Genomic DNA, 18,837 nt, shown 5'->3' with positions numbered 1-18,837 from the left:
GCACGGGAGCGATGGGCAACCGTGCCGATGGCCGGGTCGGCGGCCCGGCCTGCCGTCCACGACCCACCTGATGCGATGGCCTCAAGATCCGGCGATGTGATCCACCGTCGCCCACGAACCGGATCGGCCGGCATCAACTACTGCGCCCGGCAACTGTTGAGTTTCTGGCGGCCGGTCACGGCTGTGAGCGACAAGGTGACCGCCCAGACCCCGCGGGACGAACCGTTCGCCTCAGCGTGTGAGGGAGTCGGCATCCCCCATGACGATCACCGGGTGTCGCCCGGGATCGAGGGTGCGCAGGAGTTCTTTCATGTGCTCCCGTGTCAGGCTCACGCAGCCGTGCGTAGGCCCGTCGTGGTCGACGTGCAGCCAGATGCCACCACCTTTTGCGTTGCCGAGGGGGCGGGTCCAGTCGAGGGGGGATGTTCCGGGTTTGCGGTTGTAGTTGATCGCGATGACGTAGTCGAAGGAGCCGGCGAGCGGCTCGCCCTCCAAGCCCGGGCCGCCGATGGTGAAGCCTTGCGACCGGTCGTACGGCAGCTTGGTGCCGGGATCGGCCAGCAGCCCGCCGGCATCGGTGAGGGTGAACACGCCGATGGGCGAGTGGAGATCGCCGGCGTGGTGGTCGTCCGTCCAGCCCTTGAGGGCGTTGCGGGCCGGCCAGGTGGCTCCCGGTTCCCAGCCCGCGCTCGTGCGCCGGTAGAGCACTACCTGTGATGTCGACGAGTTCTTGTCCTCACCAGTGACCAGGACTACCTGCCGCGCGTTCTCGGGTATCTCGGCCAGCGTCCGGGGGCCCAGGCCGGACAACTGCGCAGGGGCGGATGCGGCGGATGCCTCGTTGCCCGCGGATGTCTGCCGGGGCATGGTCCTTGTCGTGCCGGCGGGTGCGGACGCGGCGGCAGATGCGTCGCCCGCAGGGACGGCCGCCGACCGGGCGTCGGAGGTCGTCCCTGCGCCCATGACCCCGCATCCGGCGAGCGTGACGGACAGAGTCAGGACGGCGGCGGGTATCCCCAGACGGTTCAGGCCCGGAGCTGTGAAGGTGGTCGCATGACGGTTCCCGAGCGGGGCCCGCAGAGGCCGTCGGAACACACGACTGGTTGATGAAGCCATGTCGTCAGCCTGGATGAGACATGTGAGGAACCGGTCAGCTCCGTCGCGCGAGGTCAGACGACGGGGCCGGACGAAGTCACACGAGAGGCAACGCGTTGCGGCACGGGTGCGCATCGGAGGCGACGCCGGGAGCAGAGCACTTCCGGTGTCCCTTCCCGAGGGCGGCCTGGGGTCCGGTCCACTCAGCGTGCGGAGCCCGCCTTCCACTGCTTCCATGGCATGTTCCAGCCGTTGAGGCCGTTGTCGGGGGCAATCGTCCGGTCGTTGGAGTTCTGCACCACGACCACGTCACCGACGAGGGAGTGGTTGTAGAACCAGGCGGCGTCCTGATCGGGGTCGCTGCCGCCCTGGGCGTCGTTCAGCCCTACGCAGCCGTGGCTGATGTTGGACCGGCCGAACACCGAGTCCTCGCCCCAGTAGTTGCCGTGGATGAACGTGCCCGAGGTGGACAGGCGCATGGCGTGCGGGACGTCGGGGATGTCGTACTGCCCGGCGAAACCCACCGTGGCCCCGTCCATCCGCGTGGTGATCAGCTTCTCCGATATCACCATCCGGCCGTTCCACGTGGGCGAGTTCTTGGCACCCGCCGTAATGGGCAGGGTCTTCAGGGCCTTGCCGTCTTGGACGACCGTCATTCGGTGCGCAGCGGCATCGACGGTGGAGACCTGACTGCGACCGACGGTGAACCGGACGGTCCTGTCCTGTTCGCCATAGGCGCCCTCGGCACCCTTGACACCGTCGAGGCGAATTCTGGCGGTGACGGTGGAGTGTGCCTTCCAGTACTGCTGCGGTCGGAAATCGAGGCGCTGCGCGCCGAACCAGTGGCCGACGACAGGCTGTCCGCTGCTGGAGGTGACCTCGATGGCGGACTCGACGGCCTTCTTGTCAGTGATCGCTTTGTCGAAGGTGAACGAGACCGGCATCCCCACACCGACTGTGGATCCGTTGTCCGGAGTGAACGTACCGGTGAATCGGTCGGTTCTGGCGAGGGTCTTGAAGGCGATCCTCTTCGTCTCCTCGCGTCCGTCGCCGTTGGCAGCCACCACGGTCAGCCGGTAGGCGGTGTCATGGGCCAGGGGCGCATCGGGTGCCCAGCTCCTCTTGTCCGGGGAGCTTTCCCCGCGCACGGCTCGGCCGTCCGCGGTGGCGAGGGACACCTTGGTGATAGTGCCCGCCCGGACCGTGACGCGGCCGCCGCGTCCGACGGAGACGTGCCTCTGCCCATCGACCGCGTTCAGGTGTATGCGCGGCGTGACGGTGACCCTGGCGGCCGCAGGTGACGCCTCCGCCGGGGCGCTCGCTTCTCCTGGCCCATTGCTGCATCCGGCCAGAAGACATGCCGAGATCGACAGGACAGCGAGGGCCGGGGCGGGGCGGGTGCGATGCATAGCGGTCTCCGTCATGCGCGTGGGGTGGCGTGAACCACCGAGTCGTGGGAAAGGGGGCCCGGGTTCGAGCCGCGGGTGTCGGCACTGTTCGGCGTGGCGGCCGAGCCGGGTGACAACCGCTCCCGTGGCCGCGGCCCGGCCACAGCTCTTCGGCGAGCCGTTGCCGCACACCCGACAGCTGCCCGGCGTGATGGCGGCGCGGAACGCGACCGAGGGCAGCGCCCAACCTGGCGTACGGATATCAGGAAGTTGTCAGGGTGTGGGAAAGCTCGCACAGCGGTCTGATGCCGGGTCCCGCGCGCATAGAGTCAGCGGAGTGTGCGCACATATTCTGGTGGCGGAAGACGATGAAATGCAGGCCGAGCTCATACGCCGGCTGCTGCTGCAGGAGGGTCACACCGCCGTCGTGGTCCACGATGGCCGGTCGGCGATCGACGAGGCCCGGAGCCGCAGACCCGACCTGGTCGTCCTGGACCTGATGCTTCCAGAGGTCGACGGTTTCGGCGTGTGCCGCACGCTGCACCAGGACGGGGACGTACCCGTCCTCATGCTCACCGCCCGCTCCACCGAGGACGACGTGCTGCTCGGTCTGGAACTCGGCGCGGACGACTACATGACCAAGCCGTACAGCCCACGAGAGCTGATGGCTCGCATACGTACCGTGCTGCGCCGCGTCGTCCGCCCTGCCGGGAACCCCCCTGTGCTGCGCGCGGGCTGCATCACCGTCGACCCCATACGGCACGTGGTGACCTGTGACGGCGCCCCCGTCACGTGCACCCCCGGCGAATTCGCCATCCTCCACGCCATGGCCGCAGAACCTGAGCGGGTCTTCTCACGCCGGCAACTGCTGCAGCACACTCAAGGCCACGACCGCGCCTCCACCGAACGTGCCATCGACGTGCACATCATGAACCTGCGCAAGAAGATCGAGACCGACGCGCGCAAGCCCGATCGACTACTGACGGTCTTCGGTGTCGGCTACAAACTTGCCAGCGGCCGGTATGACGCCTCCTAGTCCCGTCATCCCCTGGCGCAAGAGCCTGCTGGTCCGGCTTCTGCTGACTTCCGTGGCCATCGCCGTCCTCTCCGTGGGCGCCACAGCCTGGCTGGCGGTGCAGATCACCACACGCGCCGTCCAGGAGGAACGCGGCCAGGTGCTCTCCGACGACTCCACCATCCTCCGAAAGCTCAGCGGCTTCGCCGCGACCCACGCCGACTGGACAGGCGTGCAGACCACGGTGCGCACACTGTCACGCACCATGGACCGGCGGATCGCCTTGACGTCCGCGAACGGCCGTCCCATCGCCGACTCCGCCGCCCCAGGCACCGCCCTGCCCGTCCGTGCTTCGGCCGCCGTCGACCCGTTGAGCACCGACACCTACACCGAACCGGGTGCCCAACTCGTCGGCATCGACCCGCGGGTGGTGGGACCTTATCTGCTCCCCCGCGCGGAAAGGGAACAGGTGAAGGCGCTCGCCGAGAAGCGCCTGGCATGCATGCGGCGGTACGGAAGCAACGGCAGCATCGGACGGGTTCCCGGTGGCCGCACGGTGATCATCACCGACGGCGGGGAGGCATCCGTGCCGACGCAGTGCGCCGACGGAGCACTCAACGCGCCCACGCTCACCGAGAAGAGGGCGTTGTTTGTCCTCAGCGCCCTGACCGAAGCCTGCCTCGATCGCGAGCCGAAGCACGCAACCCTGAAGGGTAAAGCCGGGGCCCCTTTCACTCCCGGTCGCGTCAGTATCCCGGCGCACGGCAATGTCCGCTGGGTCGGTGGCAACCAGCAGACGCAGAGCTGCGTCGACAGCGCGACCCGCAAACAACTCGACCCGTACGTCGCCCCCAGAGCCAGCCTCTATCTGGGCAACCTGAGACAGCAACCGGCAGGTTTCGACCTCTCGCCCGCCAACAAGGCCAAGATCTTCGGCGTCACGGGGCTCGTTCTGGCCGTCACCGTCGCCATGACCACAGTCGTCGCGATCCGCCTCGTCCGTCCCCTGCGAGCGCTGACGGCCGCGGCCCAACAGCCACCGCAGCAGCACGCGCGCGTTGCCGTCACCACCAAGGACGAGACCGGATACCTGGCGGCGGCCTTCAACGATCTCACCGCTCGCCGCGAACAGATGGAATCCCAGCGCAAGGCCATGGTCAGCGACATCGCCCACGAGCTGCGGACCCCGCTGACCAATATTCGCGGCTGGCTGGAAGTCACCCGCGACGGGTTGCTCGACCCGGACCCGGGCCTCATTGCTTCGCTGCACGACGAGGCACTACTGCTGCAGCACATCATCGACGATCTGCAGGACCTCGCCGCCGTCGACGCCGGCACCCTGAGGCTGCATCGCGAGCCGGTTGGCGTGGACGAACTCGTCGCCCAGGTGGTAACGGCCCACAGCACCCGCGCCGAGGCCTCGGGCATCCGCCTGCTTACCCGCACCGACCCCGGCCTCTGGCTGGACGCCGACCCTGTGAGGATGCGCCAGGCTCTGGGCAATCTCGTCGCCAACGCGCTCCGGCACACGCCCACGGACGGCACGGTCACGGTCATCGCCCAGCCGGCCGGCGACCTTGCCGTCCTCACGGTGGAGGACACGGGCGACGGCATTGCCCCCGAGGACCTACCCCAAGTCTTCGAGCGTTTCTGGCGAGCCGAGAAGTCTCGCAGCAGACGCACCGGTGGCAGCGGACTGGGCCTGTCCATCGTCCGCCAGTTCGTCGAGGCGCACGGTGGAACCGTCACCGCCGACAGCGAGCCCGGCACCGGGGCGGTGTTCACCGTCCGCCTTCCCCGCAGACCGGATCCGGACAGTCCGTCGCAATGAAGTGCGTTGGACGTGCTCCTGCGCGGAGCCGCCACGAGCCCCCGGCCGCGATACGAGGAGCGTCGAGCTCGCCGAAGCGGACCGTATCGGTGCCGGCCGTCTTGCCGCCGGCGACAGCGCCGAAGCGGCCGCGGCAACGGCCTCCTGGCTCGGCTACCGGGTGCAGAAGTGGTCCGGGACTGATCTCGTGCTCCGGCCGCCCGGCAGCGGTCTCGGGCATGACGGCTCTGCACGGACGGGCCGCCTCGCTGGTCGCGGCGGCTCAAGATCGAGACCGGGAGCGCGGGCCTGTGGATGGAGTCCGGGGCCGGGCGAGGAGAAATCTGCTCCGGGCTGTCCTCCGACAATGAAGTCGGACCGTTTGTCATCGAAGTCGGACCGGCTGTGATGGGCGGGTCAGGCTCCGGAGAGTTCTGATCGAGATGGCCGAGGCCAAGGGCTGGGTCCGAGGACTACGTGTTGTCCTCGGTATCCGCCGGCTTCGGCAGCAGGCTGTGCATCAGCGCGCAGTCGTGCGGGCCCTCCAGGCCCTTGATGGCTCGGGTGACGGCTTCGGCCAGCGCGCCGGAGGCTTCTCGGAGGAGCTGCCGTGCCTTGTCGGTGAGCGTCACCTGGACGCCCCGCCGGTCGCCGCAGGCGGTACTGCGGGTGATCAGTCCGGCGTGCTGGAGGCAGGCGACCTGGTAGGTGAGCCGGGTCTTGGGGCGGCCGAGACGTTCGGCGATCTGCGTCATGCGCAGGCCGGTGGCGGGCCCGTCGGCCAGGAGGCACAGCACGAGGAACTCGTCGTGGGAGACCCCGAGCGTCTCCTTCACGCGGGAACGCAGCTGCTGCTCGATCGCGCCGGCCGCGGCCAGCAGCCCCATCCAGGCCCGCAGTTCGGGCGGCAGCAACGCGGACTCGCCGGTCGCGTCACGTCCGGGCAGGTCGTCGGGGACGGGGAGGGTGGCCATGGTGCCCCAGTCTACCTGTTGTTCAAATTTGGAGTATCGGCTAGCCTCCAGTCATCCAAATTTGGATGACTGGAGCGGAGGCATCGCGCCCCGCCTCCGTTCCACTCACCTCAGGCATCCCATCAGGAGGACCGCATGTCCATGGCAGTCGAAACCGGCACCTGGCAGCTCGACCCCGCCCGTTCCACAGTCGGCGTCCGGCACAAGACGATGTGGGGCATGGTCACCGTGAAGGGCACCTTCACCGGTCTCACGGGTGGGGGTGAGGTCGGCCCCGACGGTTCCGCCAGCGGTTCGATCACCCTGGATGCCACCTCCCTGGACACCAAGAACGCCAAGCGCGACACGCACCTGCGGTCCGCCGACTTCTTCGACGCGGACCGGTACCCCGAGCTCACCTTCGCCGTGCGCAGCGCGGCTCCCGGGGACGACAAGACGGTCCAGGTCGCCGGTCAGCTGACCGCGCGGGGCATCAGCCGTCCACAGTCCTTCACCGCGCACCTCACCGAGGCGAGCGCCGACGCGGTCACACTCACGACGGAGTTCACCGTGGACCGGGAACAGTTCAGCATGGGCTGGAACCAGCTGGGCATGATCCGCGGCCTCACCACCGTCACCGCATCCCTCCGCTTCGTCCGCGCGACGTCCTGAGAGGGTCCCGCCTGGCCGAGGCACTGCTGTCGGCGTATCAAGTTGGCAGCCAGGTTGGCGTGCTGCATCGGCGTGTCATGTCGGCGGGCCGAGGATGCGCGAGGACGCGGCCGCCCGTCGGCCAGGGGCGTGATTCACCCGGTGACGGTGCCGTTCCCACTGGACCCCACGCCTGCGGAGCACCCCGGTGGTCGGGCGCCACCGGGACGCGGGCTGGGCAGCCGAAACCGTCCCGCCCGGGCAGGGGGACCGTCATGTCCGGGTCGGCGGGGAACCACCCTGCCGCGTTCTGGTCAGACCGTGCCGTCGGCACGAACCCGAGCGGACCCGCACACAGGTGCAGCTCGCCCTGACCGGCCCCCGCTCGAGGCACGTGGGGCTCCGAACTGGCCTCGGTCATGGAGGCTTTGGGCATCAGACTCCTCCGGAGCCTGATCCTCGCGCACCACCCCGGAGAGAGGGATCCGCTCGGCCTCGTCGAAGTAGGAGCCCTCCTTGGCGATGGGCTGGTCCAGGTATCGCTTGAGTAGGCCGATCGCGTCCATCACCGGCCGGTAGGCCGTGTTGCACTTCAGCTCCAACGCGTTCAGCAGCGGGCGGTGTTTCCGCCGTGTCCGATGTGCGCTACGTCTCATCCGCGGGCCGTTACACCGGATGGGCGGCTGGTGTCTCCATGCCGAGTCCACAACGCGAGGAGACATGATGAACGGGAACGTCGAGGTGGTCGTCGTCGGCGGCGGGTACGGGGGCGTGACGGCGGCCAACAGCCTGGCTCGGCGCGACGGCGTGTCGGTGACCCTGGTCAATCCGCGTCCCGACTTCGTCGAGCGGATCCGCCTGCACCAGCTCGTGACCGGCTCCGATGACGCGGTCGAGGGCTTCGGTGAGGTTCTGGGCGGGAACGTCCGGCTGGTGGTCGACACCGCGACCCTGATCGACGCTGCCGAGCGCCGGGTGTCGCTGGCGGGCGGTGGCACGGTCTCATACGACTACCTCGTCTACGCGGTGGGCAGCGGCGCCTCCGATCCCGGCGTACCCGGAGCGGCGGAGTTCGCTCATTCGGTGTCGGACCTCGAGGGGGCGGAACGACTGCGGTCGGCGCTGGCCGCGACGCCCGCGTCGGCTCCGGTGACCGTGGTCGGGGCCGGCCCGACCGGCCTGGAGACCGCCGCCGAGCTGGCGGAACTGGGCCGCAAAGTCACCCTGGTCTGCGGTGACGTGCTCGGCCCCTCGCTACATGCCCAGGGCCGCCGCCCGGTCGCCCGCCGACTCGCCAAGCTGGGTGTGACCGTCCTCGAAGGTCCCCGTGCACGGGTGACGGAAGTGACCCGCGACGGCGTACAGCTCGACGACGGCCGCGAGCTGCCCAGCGCTGTGACGATCTGGACCGCGGGATTCCGTGTCCCGGACCTGGCCGCCCGCAGCGGGCTGCGCACCGACGCCGAGGGCCGGCTGGTCACCGACGCGACGCTGACCAGCGTGGACGACGTGCGCATCGTCGCCGCTGGGGACGCGGCGGTGATGACGGACCGGCCGTTCCGGATGAGCTGCCAGGCCGCCGTGCAGCTGGGCCCGGGGGCCGCCGCCACGATCCTGCGCCGGATCGCGGGGAAAACACCCGCTCCCGTCCGGATGTTGTTCGCCGGGCAGTGCCTCAGCCTCGGCCGAAACGAGGGCGTCACCCAGTTCTCCTACCTGAACGACAGGGTGAACGCGCTCCACGTCAGCGGGCGGCTCGGTGCCGGCGTCAAGGAGATCGCCTGCCGGTTCACCCTCAATCAGTTGGTGTCCGGGGCACGCAAGGCCAGTTCCCGCGCATCCCACGGCGACAGCACCGACCGCCCGGAATCGCCTCAGTCGCAACACCGCACGACGCCGTCCAGCACCCGACGCGCGGCCTAGCCGCCAACCTCGGGCCGGACTGACCGGTCCGGCCCGAGGAGGACCGAGCCGGAGTGACAAGCACACAACGTCTCGTATGCCGTGGCCGGGCGCCGGGGCGCCATTCCCACCAGCCCGCCCCACGCGGCCTGATCAGTGGGGAGGCAGCTGCCGACAACCCCGTCATCAGACCGGGTACATGTTCCACGGTCTGCTTCCGGCCCATGGGGCCGACCACGAGAGAGCGAAGCGCACGACATGAACGACCACGTCACCGACCCCGCGACGGAGGCCTTCGTCGCCCACCGCGACCTGCTGTTCACCGTCGCCTACGAGATGCTCGGATCGGCGGCGGACGCCGAGGACGTGCTCCAGGAGGTCTGGCTGCGGTGGGTCAAGGTCGACCTGGCGCAGGTGCGGGACCAGCGCGCCTACCTGGTACGGATCACGACCCGGCAAGCACTCAACCGGCTGCGCACCCTCAAACGGCGCAAGGAGGCCTACGTCGGCCCCTGGCTGCCCGAGCCACTGCTCACCGCGCCTGACGTGGCCGAGGACGTCGAACTGTCCGAGAACCTGTCGCTGGCACTCATGTTCATCCTCGAAATCCTCTCACCGACCGAACGCGCCGTTTTCGTGCTGCGCGAGGTCTTCGACATCGGCTACGACGACATCGCGGCCGCGATCGACAAGAGCCCCGCCGCCACACGCCAGATCGCCTACCGCGCCCGCCGGCACGTCGACGCCCGCCGGCCGCGCACACCGGTTTCCCCGGAAGAAGCCCGGGCAGCGTTGAATTCGTTCCAGTCCGCGCTCGTGACCGGGGACCTGCAGGGGCTGCTCGACGTACTCGCCCCGGACGTTGTTTTCGTCAGCGACGGCGGCGGCCTCAGGCTGGCGGCCCTGCGGCCGGTCGTCGGCGCCGACAAGGTGCTCCGTTACATGGCCGGAAGTCTCGGCAAGGCCGGCGGCACCTTCACCAGTGAGCCCACGACGGTCAACGGCAACCCCGGGCTCATCCTGCGCCTGGACGGTGTGATCGACGGCGTGCTGGCCTTCGGCGTGGAGAACGCCCGCGTCACCGGCCTCTACTACGTCCGCAACCCCGAAAAGCTCACCCGCGTGGAGTCCGAAACCCCCCTCACCTCCCGCTGACCGTCTCCCCGCGGCACGGCCGACCGAGGTGCGCGGTAGCGCGGGCGACACGATGAATTGAGGCGTTGTCACTTGTTGGGTGCGCAGGTCCGTGACGGCGCGTTGGGTGTGGCGGAGGCTGGGCTTCGGGTCAGTGTTCAGGCCGTGGTGGAGCGGCCGGCGACGCCGGTGATCCGGTCCCGGATGGCGAAGCGGATGATCATCTCGGCTCGGTAGCCGGAGGCGCGCATCCCACGAGCCGCAGGGGCCCACCCGGCCCCGGAGCCGGACAGCCCTTTGCCGGTCGGTCTCAGCCGAGAGGGGCCGGGGGCTCGCCGTCCAGCAGGGCCCGGCCGAGTGGAGTGAGGCTGTGCAGGACCGCGATGCCGATCCGGGTCGTGCGCACCAGCCCCGCGTTGCGCAGCACGGTGGCGTGCTGGCTGGCCGCGGCCAGGGAGACGCCGACGCGTTCGGCGAGCGCGGTGGTCGTCGCCGGATCGCGCACACCGGCGAGGACCGCGGCGCGGGTCCGTCCGAGCAGCGGCCCGAGCACCTCGGGCGGGCCGGCCGGCGCGTCGGGGAGATGCATCGGGTAGGCGAGCACGGTCGACTCCTCGGGCCGGTACATGATCATGGGGCCCGTCGCGAACCAGGACGGCATGAGCAGCAGTCCCCGGCCGCACAGCGGGATGTCGTACGAGGAGCGCGACGGCAGGTGCAGGGTCGGCGGGTCCCAGAGCCAGGTAGGGCTGAGAGTGGTCAGCAGGGCGTCGACGCCCCCGCGCAGCAGCATCTCGGCCCGTAGGGCGCGATCGGCCGTGGCGTCGTTGCGGACCTGCGGCCACAGCGGAGCGATGGACGAGGTGTAGTACCGCCGCAGATCGTCCATCAGAGTGTGTCGGGCGGCGGCCGACCCGGCGGCGAGTTCCCGCGACCACCGGCTGGGCGCCACCGGGCCACCGTCGCGCCCGGGCGAGCCCGCGATCCGCAGATCCTTGACGAGCAGCTCGGACGGCGTCCGTCCGGCCAGGTCGACAGCGGTGGCGAAGTCCCCGGCGGACGGCTGCAGCAGGAAGTCCGGCAGGTAGCCGTCGCGTGGCACCAGGTCGAGGAGCACCCCGGCGCGTTCGGCCAGGCTGCCGTTCACCCGGCGTCGCCACTGGTCGACGGCGGGCCGCGCGCGGCCCTGGGCGGTCGTTCCGGTGCGCAGGCCGCGGACGCTGAGGGCCGCCTCGAACAGGGCGTTGGGTGCCGGGGCGAGGGTGACCCGGCGCAGGTCGGCGGCGTCGAGGTGTAAGCGAATCACGTCGACCGATTATCGTCTGGGCGAAGCCTTTCGCCCAGACGTGAAAGGCCATGCGACCGCGGGGCACCCTGGGCAGGCTCTCGAGCGTCCCCGTACGGCGGGGCCCGCCCATGTACCCGGAGGTCGCAACGATGCCTGGCACCAACCGTCTTCTGTGCCTCGGCGCCTCGGTCCTGCTGGCCGGCCTGGCAGCCCAGCCCGCCCCGGCCGTCGCGCACGATCTGCCGCGCACCTATGTAGTCTCACGGTCCCCGGGGGTCCTGCCCGAGGGGATCGCGATCGACCGCGACGGCACGATGTACGTGTCCTCCGACGGCACCGGCGCGCTGTACCGGGGGACCGTCCGCGACCCGCGCCTGCGTCCCTTCCGCGCGGACGGCGTCGAGGACCGTACGAGCACCCTGGGGGTGCACACCGACGCCCGGGGGCGGGTCTTCTCGGTGGGAGGCGCCGAGCTGACCGTCCACGACCGCCGCGGGCGCCTGCTGGCCACGCGTACCGCGCAGAGCGGACCGCTCGGCGCGTCCGACCTCAACGACCTTGTGATCACCGAGGACGCCGTCTACGTCACGGACTGGGCCAATCCCGTCGTGCACCGCGCCGAGATCCACGGCGGCGAACTCGGGCCCTTGGAGCCCTGGCTGGACGTCCGCTCCGCCTTCCCGCAGTTCCCGGCGCAGTTCTGGCTGCTCAACGGCATCGTGGCGGACCGGTCGGGGCGAACTCTGCTGGTGGCCTCCAACGGGACGGAGGCCGTGTGGCGGGTCGACGTCGCCACCCGGGAGGTCGGTCAACTGGATCTGGACGGGGCGTCCTTCGGTGCCGACGGCATGCTGCTGCGCGGGCGGACGTTGTACGCGGTGCTCAACTACGGCGCCCCGAGCGGGGTCTACGTCGCCACGCTCGACGAGGAGCTGCGCACCGGATCGGTGACCCACCGGATCACGGGCGAGCCGTTCGACCTGCCCACCACGCTGGCCCGCCATGGCTGCCGGCTCTACGTGGTGAACAGCCAGAACGACGACCCCCCGGGGGAGCCCCCGTACACCGTGAGCGCGATCGACGACCCGGCCTGCGACCGTCCCTAGCCTGTTCGTCAGCTCCCGGCCACCGGTCGAAGGCTGAGGAAGTGGACCTGGTCCGCACGTACTGTGTTCGGCTCATGCCTTCGACGAACTCGATGGGGGAGAGCCGGACCATGGCTGCCCCTTTCCGAGGCTGCCCAGCTGCTGAAGCGCAGGTGACAACTGGCCGGAAAACCCGGCGTAGGTGTCATCTAGTGCCGCCTCAGGCAACGTTTGCCCTGTCGACGACGGCTTGTAGGTGCTGGTCGTCGGCATGGCGGTTTCGCCAGATGATGTAGCGGCGGATCATGCTGCCCTGTTCCTTGTGGTCGGCGTGGTCCGTGCCGTCCAGAGTGAAGTAGCGCAGGGCCGTGAACTGGGCCTCGATGCGGTTGAGCCAGGAGGAGTTGGTCGGTGTGTAGGCGATCTCGACGTTGTTCGCGGCAGCCCAGGTGCCGACCCGCTGGCACCTTTTCGTGGTCAGGTGCGGGGAGAAGTTGTCGGCCACGATCGCGATCCGGACGGTGTCCGGGTAGAGGCTGCGCAGGTAGCGGCAGAACTCCAGGAACTGGGTGCGCTTCTTGACCGGTTTGATGTGGCCGTAGAGCTTGTCCTTGGCCAGGTCCAGGGCGGCGAACAGGTGTCGCACCCCGCCGTAGCGGTTGTAGGTCGCTCGTCGCCGTCGGCGCGGTTCACGGTCGGGGTCCTTGTGTGTGCCGCCGCGCTCGGCCCACTGCCGGCCCGGGTGGGGCATCAGGTTGAGCGGCCCGAACTCGTCCATGCAGAAGATGACTTCGGGTTCGCCGTCCTCGGGTATAACCTCGCCGTCGGCGATGGCGTACAGGTGCTCGACCCGCGCTTTCTTGGCCGCGTAGTCCGGATCGCGTGAGGTCTTCCAGGTCTTCAGGCGTTGAAACGAGACGCCTTCCTCGCGGAGCAGGATGCGCAGGCCCTCGTGGCTGATGTCGTCGACCACCCCCTCGGCGACCAGGAAGTCCGCCAGCTTGGTCAGGCTCCAGGTCGAGAACGGCAGGTCGTGCTCGGTCGGCTTCGACTTCGCGATCTTCTTGATCTCACGGCGCTCCGGCAGCGTGAACGTCTTCGGCCGGCCACCGGAGTACTTCGGATACAGAGAGTCGAAGCCGTCGGCGTTGAAGTTGTGGATCACGTCCCGGACCCGGTCGTCGCTGGTGAACGACACCTCGGCGATCTTCGCCACCGGCATGCCCTGCGCGGACAGCAGCACCATCTGGGCCCGCCGCCAGGTCACCACCGACCCGGCGCCTCTGCGGATAATCCGCAGCAGTCGCCGCCCCTCATCATCATCGATCTCTCGGACACGCACTCGTTCTGGCACCCGGACAGAATGATGCCCACGCGCCGTCCACTACAGCACCCGGACGGCGCGTCACATCACAACAGGGCAAACGTTGCCTGATCCGGCACTAGCTCGACTTTCCAGTGCCAAGTGGCGCGAAAACGCAGCCTTCCCGCCCCGGTCACACTGCGGGAAGGCCGTGTACGGGACGTAAGGCACGAGCCCCGGTCGGTGTCCGGGCAGGCGGTAGCCCCGGTCCCTCCACGTCGCGGACGTGATGCGGCCCCGCCCGCAGGGGATCGCCCGGGCGGGTCCGCTCTACTTGGCAGCAGAACCTGGGAACCGCCGTCGAGCGGAGTGTGAGCCGCCACAACAACTGCTTGAAGACAGCAGTCGTCGGGACTGACGGCCTGCCGAGCGATGCCGTCGCCGACCGCGTGGATACCAAGGGAGGATGTCTCCGATCGAGGCCCGAACCGCGAACATCACGCGACCGTCAGTGCTCTGCTGGCCCAGGCGCACGGCATCCGTGAAATCGCCCGGGAACTACATATGGGCGGCAACACGCCGCACCGCCCGCGCAGCGAGCCCCGCAGAACTCCTGAGCGGTCGGCACCAGCCCCGGTTCAGGCAGCTCGACCCTGTACCGCACCCTCGCCGCGTACGACGAAGCCGTCGCCACGACAGCCGACCGCTGATCCAATTCTTGTCCGGCGACCACTGACTTCATCGGCCGCACGGGGTGCCGTCGGGCCGCCGTAGCCCTATGGGCGGGGGTGTGTTTCCCCGGGCCGGTCGGCCGCGGGTGCGCTGGGTTCCCGCGGCGGAGAGTTGTCGGGGCCGGCCCAGGATGCGAGGAACCGGAGACTTTCTTGCGCGGCGGATCCCGGTACGGCTGTCATGACCATGAGCTGCTGGTCGGGATCGGTGGCGCAGCTGAGGATCTCCCAGTCGAGGGTCAGCTCTCCGGCGACGGGGTGGTTGAGTTTCTTGGTGCCGCATGTCTTGTGTGCGACGTCGTGGGCGGCCCACCACTGCCGGAAATCGGGGTCACGTACGGAGAGCTCGCCGACCAGTATCGCCAGCCGGGGATCATCCGGGTATTGAATGGCGTCCATTCTGAGGTAGGCCACGCAAGTGCGGGCTGTTGTTTCCCAGTCCGCGAAGAGTCCACGCACGTGCGGGTCGACGAAAGCCAGTCTGAGATAATTTCGCTCCACTGGTGGCAAGGCCGAAAAATCGGTGATGAGAGAAGCCGCGAGTGAATTCCAAGCCAGGATGTCCATGTGCCGCCCCAGGACCAGGGCGGGCGAGTCCGTGAGCTGGTCCAGCAGCCGCTGCAGCTGCGGACGGACTCGCTGGGCGGGTCGTCGCTGCGAGCGTCCTCGGCGCTTGGCTCCGTGTAGGCCCCTCATGTAGGCGGTCTGATCCTCGTCGAGGTGCAGAGCGTGTGCCAAGGAGGTCAGGACCTGTTCGGATGCTTGGAGCCGACCCTGTTCGACGCGGGTGTAGTAGTCGGTGCTGATGGCAGCCAGGTGTGCCACTTCCTCGCGGCGCAGGCCGGGGACCCGGCGGGCGGTTCCGGACTGGGGAAGACCTGCTTGGGCGGGGGTCAGTTCGGCCCGCCGCGCCTTGAGGAATTCCCCGAGCTCGTTGCGCTGTGCGTCTGCGGTAGCCATGTCTTCAGTGTGGCAGGCGGTACGCCTCCTGTGAGGGGGAGGAATCTTTCCCAGGAACGCCCTTTCCCAGGAAATAGCTCTCTCTTGTTGCCCTCTATGCGGCGTGTGATCGTGGTGGAAACGCCTCCCCGAGAGGCCTCGCAGACACAAACCATCACGGAAATTTGCCGATATCAAGAAGGGCATGAAAATGAAGCCGATCAGTGTGGAATTCCAGAGCAACGGCATCACGCTTGCCGGAAATCTGTTCTTCCCCGAGGACCATGCGGAAGGTGACCGGCGGCCGGCGGTGCTCATCGCGCACCCCTTCGGCGGTGTCAAGGAGCAGACGGCCGGACTGTACGCGCAGAAGCTCGCCGCACAGGGCTTCGTCACGCTCGCCTTCGACGCCGCCTACCAGGGCGAGAGCGCGGGAGAGCCGCGGTTCCTGGAGAACCCGTTCGCCCGTGCGGAAGACATCAAGAGCGCGGCAACCTTCCTGACCACCCGCGATGCGGTCGACCCGGAGCGCATCGGCGCACTCGGCATCTGCGCCGCAGGCGGCTACGTCCCCTTCGCGGCGACGACCGACCACCGCATCAAGGCAGTGGCGACCGTCAGCGCGGCGGACATCGGCGCCCTGTTCCGCGAGGGGCTGGGCGGCGGCCAGGACGAGCAGGTCCTGCGGGGCATGCTCGACGCCGCGGCCCAGGCCCGTACCGCGGAAGCCGTGGACGGCATCTTCCAGCTGGGCCCGGTCGTCCCGGAGACCCAGGAAGAGGCCCGCGGCTGGCCGACCCTCTACCAGGAGGGCCACGACTACTACCGCACCCCGCGCGCGCAGCACCCGAACTCTCCCAACCGGTACCTGCTCCGCAGCGTTGACCAGATCGCCCAGTACTCGTCGTACGACCTGGTCGACCTGATCTCCCCGCGCCCCCTGCTGATGATCGCCGGCACCGAGGCGGACACGGCGTACTTCAGCCGTGAGGCGATCGGAAGGGCCCGTGAGCCCAAGGAGCTGTTCTGGATCGACGGTGCCACGCACATCGACCTCTACGACAAGGACGAGTACGTGCCGACCGCGGTCGCGAAGCTGACCGGCTTCTTCAAGGAGAGCCTGGCCACTGCCTGACCTGGGGCCCGGGCTGGCAGGCCGCAGGTGATTCCGGCCCGGCCTCGGAGGCCGGGCCGGTGTCAGCCGGTTACGGGGTCGGAAGTGAGAGCGGCGGACTGCTGGGACCAGTCGGTGTGCGCCGGGAGCCTGGGGTTGGCTGCGTAGGCCGCATCCGAGAGCGCTTGTCGCTGGTTCTTGAGAATTACGGCCCGCCAGGAGGCCGTCAGGGCACCGCGGCAGCTCGCCCAGCCCCACTGGGCGGTAACCGGGGCGCGGTGTGGCGGGGAGGGTGCGGCGCTGCGGGGCGCAGCGTTCGTGCTTTTGCTTCGGGGCGGGGCGGGGCGGGGCGCTGCGCCGTCCGTGCCGCGCGGCGGTGCGGGTCCGCTGCGCTTCCCCGTACCGTCTCACCGTGTGCCGGGCATCCCGCGCTCTCACGAGCTGCGGGTTGGGGCAGCCGGTCATCGGCCGCTCCGCGCCCGGCTTCCTCGCTTCGCGCTGCTTCAAGGAGAGCCCGCCGTGGCAGAGACGGCCGAGACGGCAGAGACGGCCGAGACGGCCGAGTCCGCGGGGCGCTATGCGCAGAGAGTCCACGTGGAAGTCGGGAACACCTCAACGTCTTGTCGTCTCGCCGTGTCGGGCGGGTGGACGAGTGTGGCTGTCTCTCCCGGCCCGAGGGGCGAACGTCACGTGGGGTCGGGTTGTTCAGGGAATGTGGCCGCTGAAGGCAATGTGGAGGATGAGCAGTAGCACTGCCATTAGCACGATGCCCCACGCCCTCAGGTACTCCCGCCAGAATGGCGGCGCGGGGTGGGCTGTTTCGTCGCCTGCCGCGGCTCGGCAACGATCGGAGCGGGCTACGTGCCAGGCAAGCAGTAATCCGAAGGCGGGCAGCAACCCGTAGAGAAGCAGAGCCCTGAGGTTCACTACGCCTCCCTTGAGCAGCCATAGCCCCGGTCAGAGGAGCCGAAAGCCACGGCCCTCACGTTCTTCCCCGCTTCTCGCCAGGCCAGACACCCGGCCGTTCAGCCAGCGTTCGCCGCAGTCCAGTCGGCGGCGATTGATCGGGCGCAGCAGCCGGGCCGCGTCCAGGACGTCCGCGATCCGGTGCTGAGCGGGGTCGGCGTAGCGCACCGCGTTCGTCAGCACCGTGGGGATGGAGAGTCGGTCGGCCAGGCCGAGGGTGTGGGCGGCGAGTCGCAACGAGCCTGCTCCGAGGTCTTGCAGCCCCCAGTGGAGGACCTCCAGGCGCAGGTGCGGCCCGGCGAGCTCCCGCCACGGCACCAGGAGCTCACCCGCCTGAACGGCCCCCGCCAGCCAGGCTGGAAAACCGGACAAGATCTCGGCATCACCAAACCCCTACGCATCGGCCACCGAGACCTCTCACTCCGACTCCTCTCCTACGCCACGCTGCGCACCGTGACCCGCTTCTGCCACTCCTCCGACCCAGCCCTCACCCACCACTACGTCCCACCACTGCGCAGCCTCGAAGCACCCGCACCTCACGCCCAACTCACAGCAGCAGGCATGCCTTTCGCACGCAAAGCATGGGCCGACCGACCTGCAGAATCCCGATGCCGGCGCTGTCCGCTTCGACCACGACCACTACCTCAAAATGTGGTCACTGACCGAACCGAAGATCAACACCGACTTCCTGCTCCTCGATGAGGCCCAGGACACCAACCCCGTAGTCGAGCAGACCTTCAACACCCAACGCGACCACGCCCAGCTCGTCATGGTCGGCGACTCCGCCCAGGCCATCTACCAATGGCGCGGAGCCCGCGACGTCATGACCACGTTCCCCGGCATACTCCTCGCCCTGTCAAAATCCTTCCGCTTCGGCCCCATCTCGCAGCAGAAGCCAACCGCTGGCTCACCATGGCCAATGCCCCCCTGCGCCTCAAAGGTAACGAGACGATTGCCACCGAGCTCGGCCCGGTCGAGATCCCCGACGCCGTCCTGTGCGGCACCAACGTCGGCGCCATGCGCGAAGTCATGCAGCTACTGGAAACAGACCACCGCGTCGCGATGGTCGGGGGAGGAGAGACGCTGCGAGCATTGGCCCGAGCAGCCAACGATCTCAAAGAAGTCCGCCGCACCTTTCACCCCGAACTCATTCTCTTCCCGACCTGGGGCGAGCTGCCGGACTACGCCGATCACGATCCCGCCGGTGGCGACCTGCAGCCACTCGTCGACCTCGTCGAAACCCACGGCACCGACGCCATCCTCAGCGCCGTCGACCAACTCGACGACGAATAAACGGCTGACCTCACCGATGGCTCCGCGTGCGAATCGCCGACGACTTCACCCCACCACCGGACGCCGACGAGCCCGATGACATGGGCCGGACTGGGTGTCTCCTTTGAGTAGCCGATAGCCGGCGGGCGTGCCTCCGGGGAACGCGGTGCCCGGGCCCGGACCTCGCTGTC

13 protein-coding genes and 2 pseudogenes are annotated in these 18,837 nt (G+C 69.0%); 8 read left to right on the top strand and 7 right to left on the bottom strand.

Annotation, left to right across the window (positions count from 1 at the left end):
* Positions 1-231: 231 nt before the first annotated feature.
* On the bottom strand, positions 232-1,116 hold the full coding sequence (locus tag OHA88_RS01360; RefSeq protein WP_328623844.1) for a L,D-transpeptidase family protein: 885 nt from the start codon (positions 1,114-1,116) through the stop codon (positions 232-234).
* 182 nt (positions 1,117-1,298) lie between these two features.
* A complete protein-coding gene (locus OHA88_RS01355) occupies positions 1,299-2,519 on the bottom strand; it encodes a L,D-transpeptidase (RefSeq protein WP_328623843.1) in 1,221 nt (406 codons plus the stop codon).
* A gap of 301 nt (positions 2,520-2,820) precedes the next feature.
* Between OHA88_RS01355 and OHA88_RS01350 the strand changes: the two genes are divergently transcribed.
* Positions 2,821-3,519 carry a response regulator transcription factor gene (locus OHA88_RS01350; protein WP_326600964.1) on the top strand — a complete coding sequence of 233 codons (699 nt, stop codon included), beginning with the start codon at positions 2,821-2,823 and terminating at the stop codon, positions 3,517-3,519.
* On the top strand, positions 3,506-5,329 hold the full coding sequence (locus OHA88_RS01345; protein WP_328623842.1) for a sensor histidine kinase: 1,824 nt from the start codon (positions 3,506-3,508) through the stop codon (positions 5,327-5,329). Before OHA88_RS01350 ends, OHA88_RS01345 begins: the two co-directional genes overlap by 14 nt.
* Positions 5,330-5,781: 452 nt before the next feature.
* Here OHA88_RS01345 and OHA88_RS01340 read toward each other — a convergent pair whose 3' ends face one another.
* Entirely contained in the window at positions 5,782-6,282 is a 501-nt protein-coding gene (locus OHA88_RS01340) for a MarR family winged helix-turn-helix transcriptional regulator (protein ID WP_328623841.1), read from the bottom strand.
* Positions 6,283-6,417: 135 nt separating this feature from the next.
* Here OHA88_RS01340 and OHA88_RS01335 point away from each other — a divergent pair, with 135 nt between their 5' ends.
* The 3 genes from OHA88_RS01335 to OHA88_RS01325 all read left to right on the top strand — a co-directional run bounded on the left by OHA88_RS01335 (position 6,418) and on the right by OHA88_RS01325 (position 9,969).
* On the top strand, positions 6,418-6,933 hold the full coding sequence (locus OHA88_RS01335) for a YceI family protein (protein ID WP_328623840.1): 516 nt from the start codon (positions 6,418-6,420) through the stop codon (positions 6,931-6,933).
* Positions 6,934-7,635: 702 nt separating this feature from the next.
* Positions 7,636-8,835, top strand: coding sequence for an NAD(P)/FAD-dependent oxidoreductase (locus OHA88_RS01330; RefSeq protein WP_328629549.1), 1,200 nt, complete (start codon positions 7,636-7,638; stop codon positions 8,833-8,835).
* 237 nt (positions 8,836-9,072) lie between these two features.
* Positions 9,073-9,969, top strand: a complete 897-nt coding sequence (locus OHA88_RS01325) for an RNA polymerase sigma-70 factor (RefSeq protein ID WP_328623839.1) — start codon at positions 9,073-9,075, stop codon at positions 9,967-9,969.
* 289 nt (positions 9,970-10,258) lie between these two features.
* Here the strand turns inward: OHA88_RS01325 and OHA88_RS01320 are convergent, their stop codons facing one another.
* Positions 10,259-11,254: a winged helix-turn-helix domain-containing protein gene (locus OHA88_RS01320; protein ID WP_328623838.1), complete on the bottom strand. Its 996-nt coding sequence runs from the start codon at positions 11,252-11,254 to the stop codon at positions 10,259-10,261.
* A 131-nt stretch (positions 11,255-11,385) separates the two neighbouring features.
* Between OHA88_RS01320 and OHA88_RS01315 the strand changes: the two genes are divergently transcribed.
* Positions 11,386-12,342 (top strand): hypothetical protein, encoded by a 957-nt coding sequence (locus OHA88_RS01315; RefSeq protein ID WP_328623837.1) that lies wholly within the window; start codon positions 11,386-11,388, stop codon positions 12,340-12,342.
* A gap of 199 nt (positions 12,343-12,541) precedes the next feature.
* On the opposite strand, the gene OHA88_RS01310 is transcribed toward OHA88_RS01315, so the two are convergent.
* Both OHA88_RS01310 and OHA88_RS01305 read right to left on the bottom strand, forming a co-directional pair.
* Complete coding sequence (locus tag OHA88_RS01310) at positions 12,542-13,675, bottom strand: IS630 family transposase (RefSeq protein WP_328623695.1); 1,134 nt, start codon at positions 13,673-13,675, stop codon at positions 12,542-12,544.
* Positions 13,676-14,400: 725 nt separating this feature from the next.
* Complete coding sequence (locus OHA88_RS01305; RefSeq protein WP_328623836.1) at positions 14,401-15,315, bottom strand: helix-turn-helix domain-containing protein; 915 nt, start codon at positions 15,313-15,315, stop codon at positions 14,401-14,403.
* A 190-nt stretch (positions 15,316-15,505) separates the two neighbouring features.
* Here OHA88_RS01305 and OHA88_RS01300 point away from each other — a divergent pair, with 190 nt between their 5' ends.
* Entirely contained in the window at positions 15,506-16,429 is a 924-nt protein-coding gene (locus OHA88_RS01300) for an alpha/beta hydrolase (protein ID WP_328623835.1), read from the top strand.
* A 954-nt stretch (positions 16,430-17,383) separates the two neighbouring features.
* On the opposite strand, the pseudogene OHA88_RS01295 reads toward OHA88_RS01300, so the two are convergent.
* Positions 17,384-17,707, bottom strand: a pseudogene (locus OHA88_RS01295) (hypothetical protein); the annotation flags it as partial.
* Between OHA88_RS01295 and OHA88_RS01290 the strand changes: the two are divergent.
* Positions 17,690-18,756 (top strand): annotated as a pseudogene (locus OHA88_RS01290) (UvrD-helicase domain-containing protein); the annotation flags it as partial. The pseudogenes OHA88_RS01295 and OHA88_RS01290 overlap by 18 nt on opposite strands.
* Positions 18,757-18,837: the final 81 nt, after the last annotated feature.

The sequence above is a fragment of the Streptomyces sp. NBC_00353 genome (assembly GCF_036108815.1).
Classification (GTDB): Bacteria; Actinomycetota; Actinomycetes; order Streptomycetales; family Streptomycetaceae; genus Streptomyces.
Note: the sequence above shows the minus strand (reverse complement) of the source record. Positions and strands in the feature narration are given on the sequence as shown.

What these genes read in the sequence shown, in the direction of transcription:
- OHA88_RS01335 (WP_328623840.1), top strand. Translation starts at nt 6,418, where the DNA reads ATGTCCATGGCAGTCGAAACCGGCACCTGGCAGCTCGACCCCGCCCGT.
- OHA88_RS01315 (WP_328623837.1), top strand. Translation starts at nt 11,386, where the DNA reads ATGCCTGGCACCAACCGTCTTCTGTGCCTCGGCGCCTCGGTCCTGCTG.
- OHA88_RS01305 (WP_328623836.1), bottom strand. Translation starts at nt 15,315, where the DNA reads ATGGCTACCGCAGACGCACAGCGCAACGAGCTCGGGGAATTCCTCAAG.
- OHA88_RS01340 (WP_328623841.1), bottom strand. Translation starts at nt 6,282, where the DNA reads ATGGCCACCCTCCCCGTCCCCGACGACCTGCCCGGACGTGACGCGACC.
- OHA88_RS01345 (WP_328623842.1), top strand. Translation starts at nt 3,506, where the DNA reads ATGACGCCTCCTAGTCCCGTCATCCCCTGGCGCAAGAGCCTGCTGGTC.
- OHA88_RS01360 (WP_328623844.1), bottom strand. Translation starts at nt 1,116, where the DNA reads ATGGCTTCATCAACCAGTCGTGTGTTCCGACGGCCTCTGCGGGCCCCG.
- OHA88_RS01300 (WP_328623835.1), top strand. Translation starts at nt 15,506, where the DNA reads ATGAAGCCGATCAGTGTGGAATTCCAGAGCAACGGCATCACGCTTGCC.
- OHA88_RS01325 (WP_328623839.1), top strand. Translation starts at nt 9,073, where the DNA reads ATGAACGACCACGTCACCGACCCCGCGACGGAGGCCTTCGTCGCCCAC.
- OHA88_RS01355 (WP_328623843.1), bottom strand. Translation starts at nt 2,519, where the DNA reads ATGACGGAGACCGCTATGCATCGCACCCGCCCCGCCCCGGCCCTCGCT.
- OHA88_RS01330 (WP_328629549.1), top strand. Translation starts at nt 7,636, where the DNA reads ATGAACGGGAACGTCGAGGTGGTCGTCGTCGGCGGCGGGTACGGGGGC.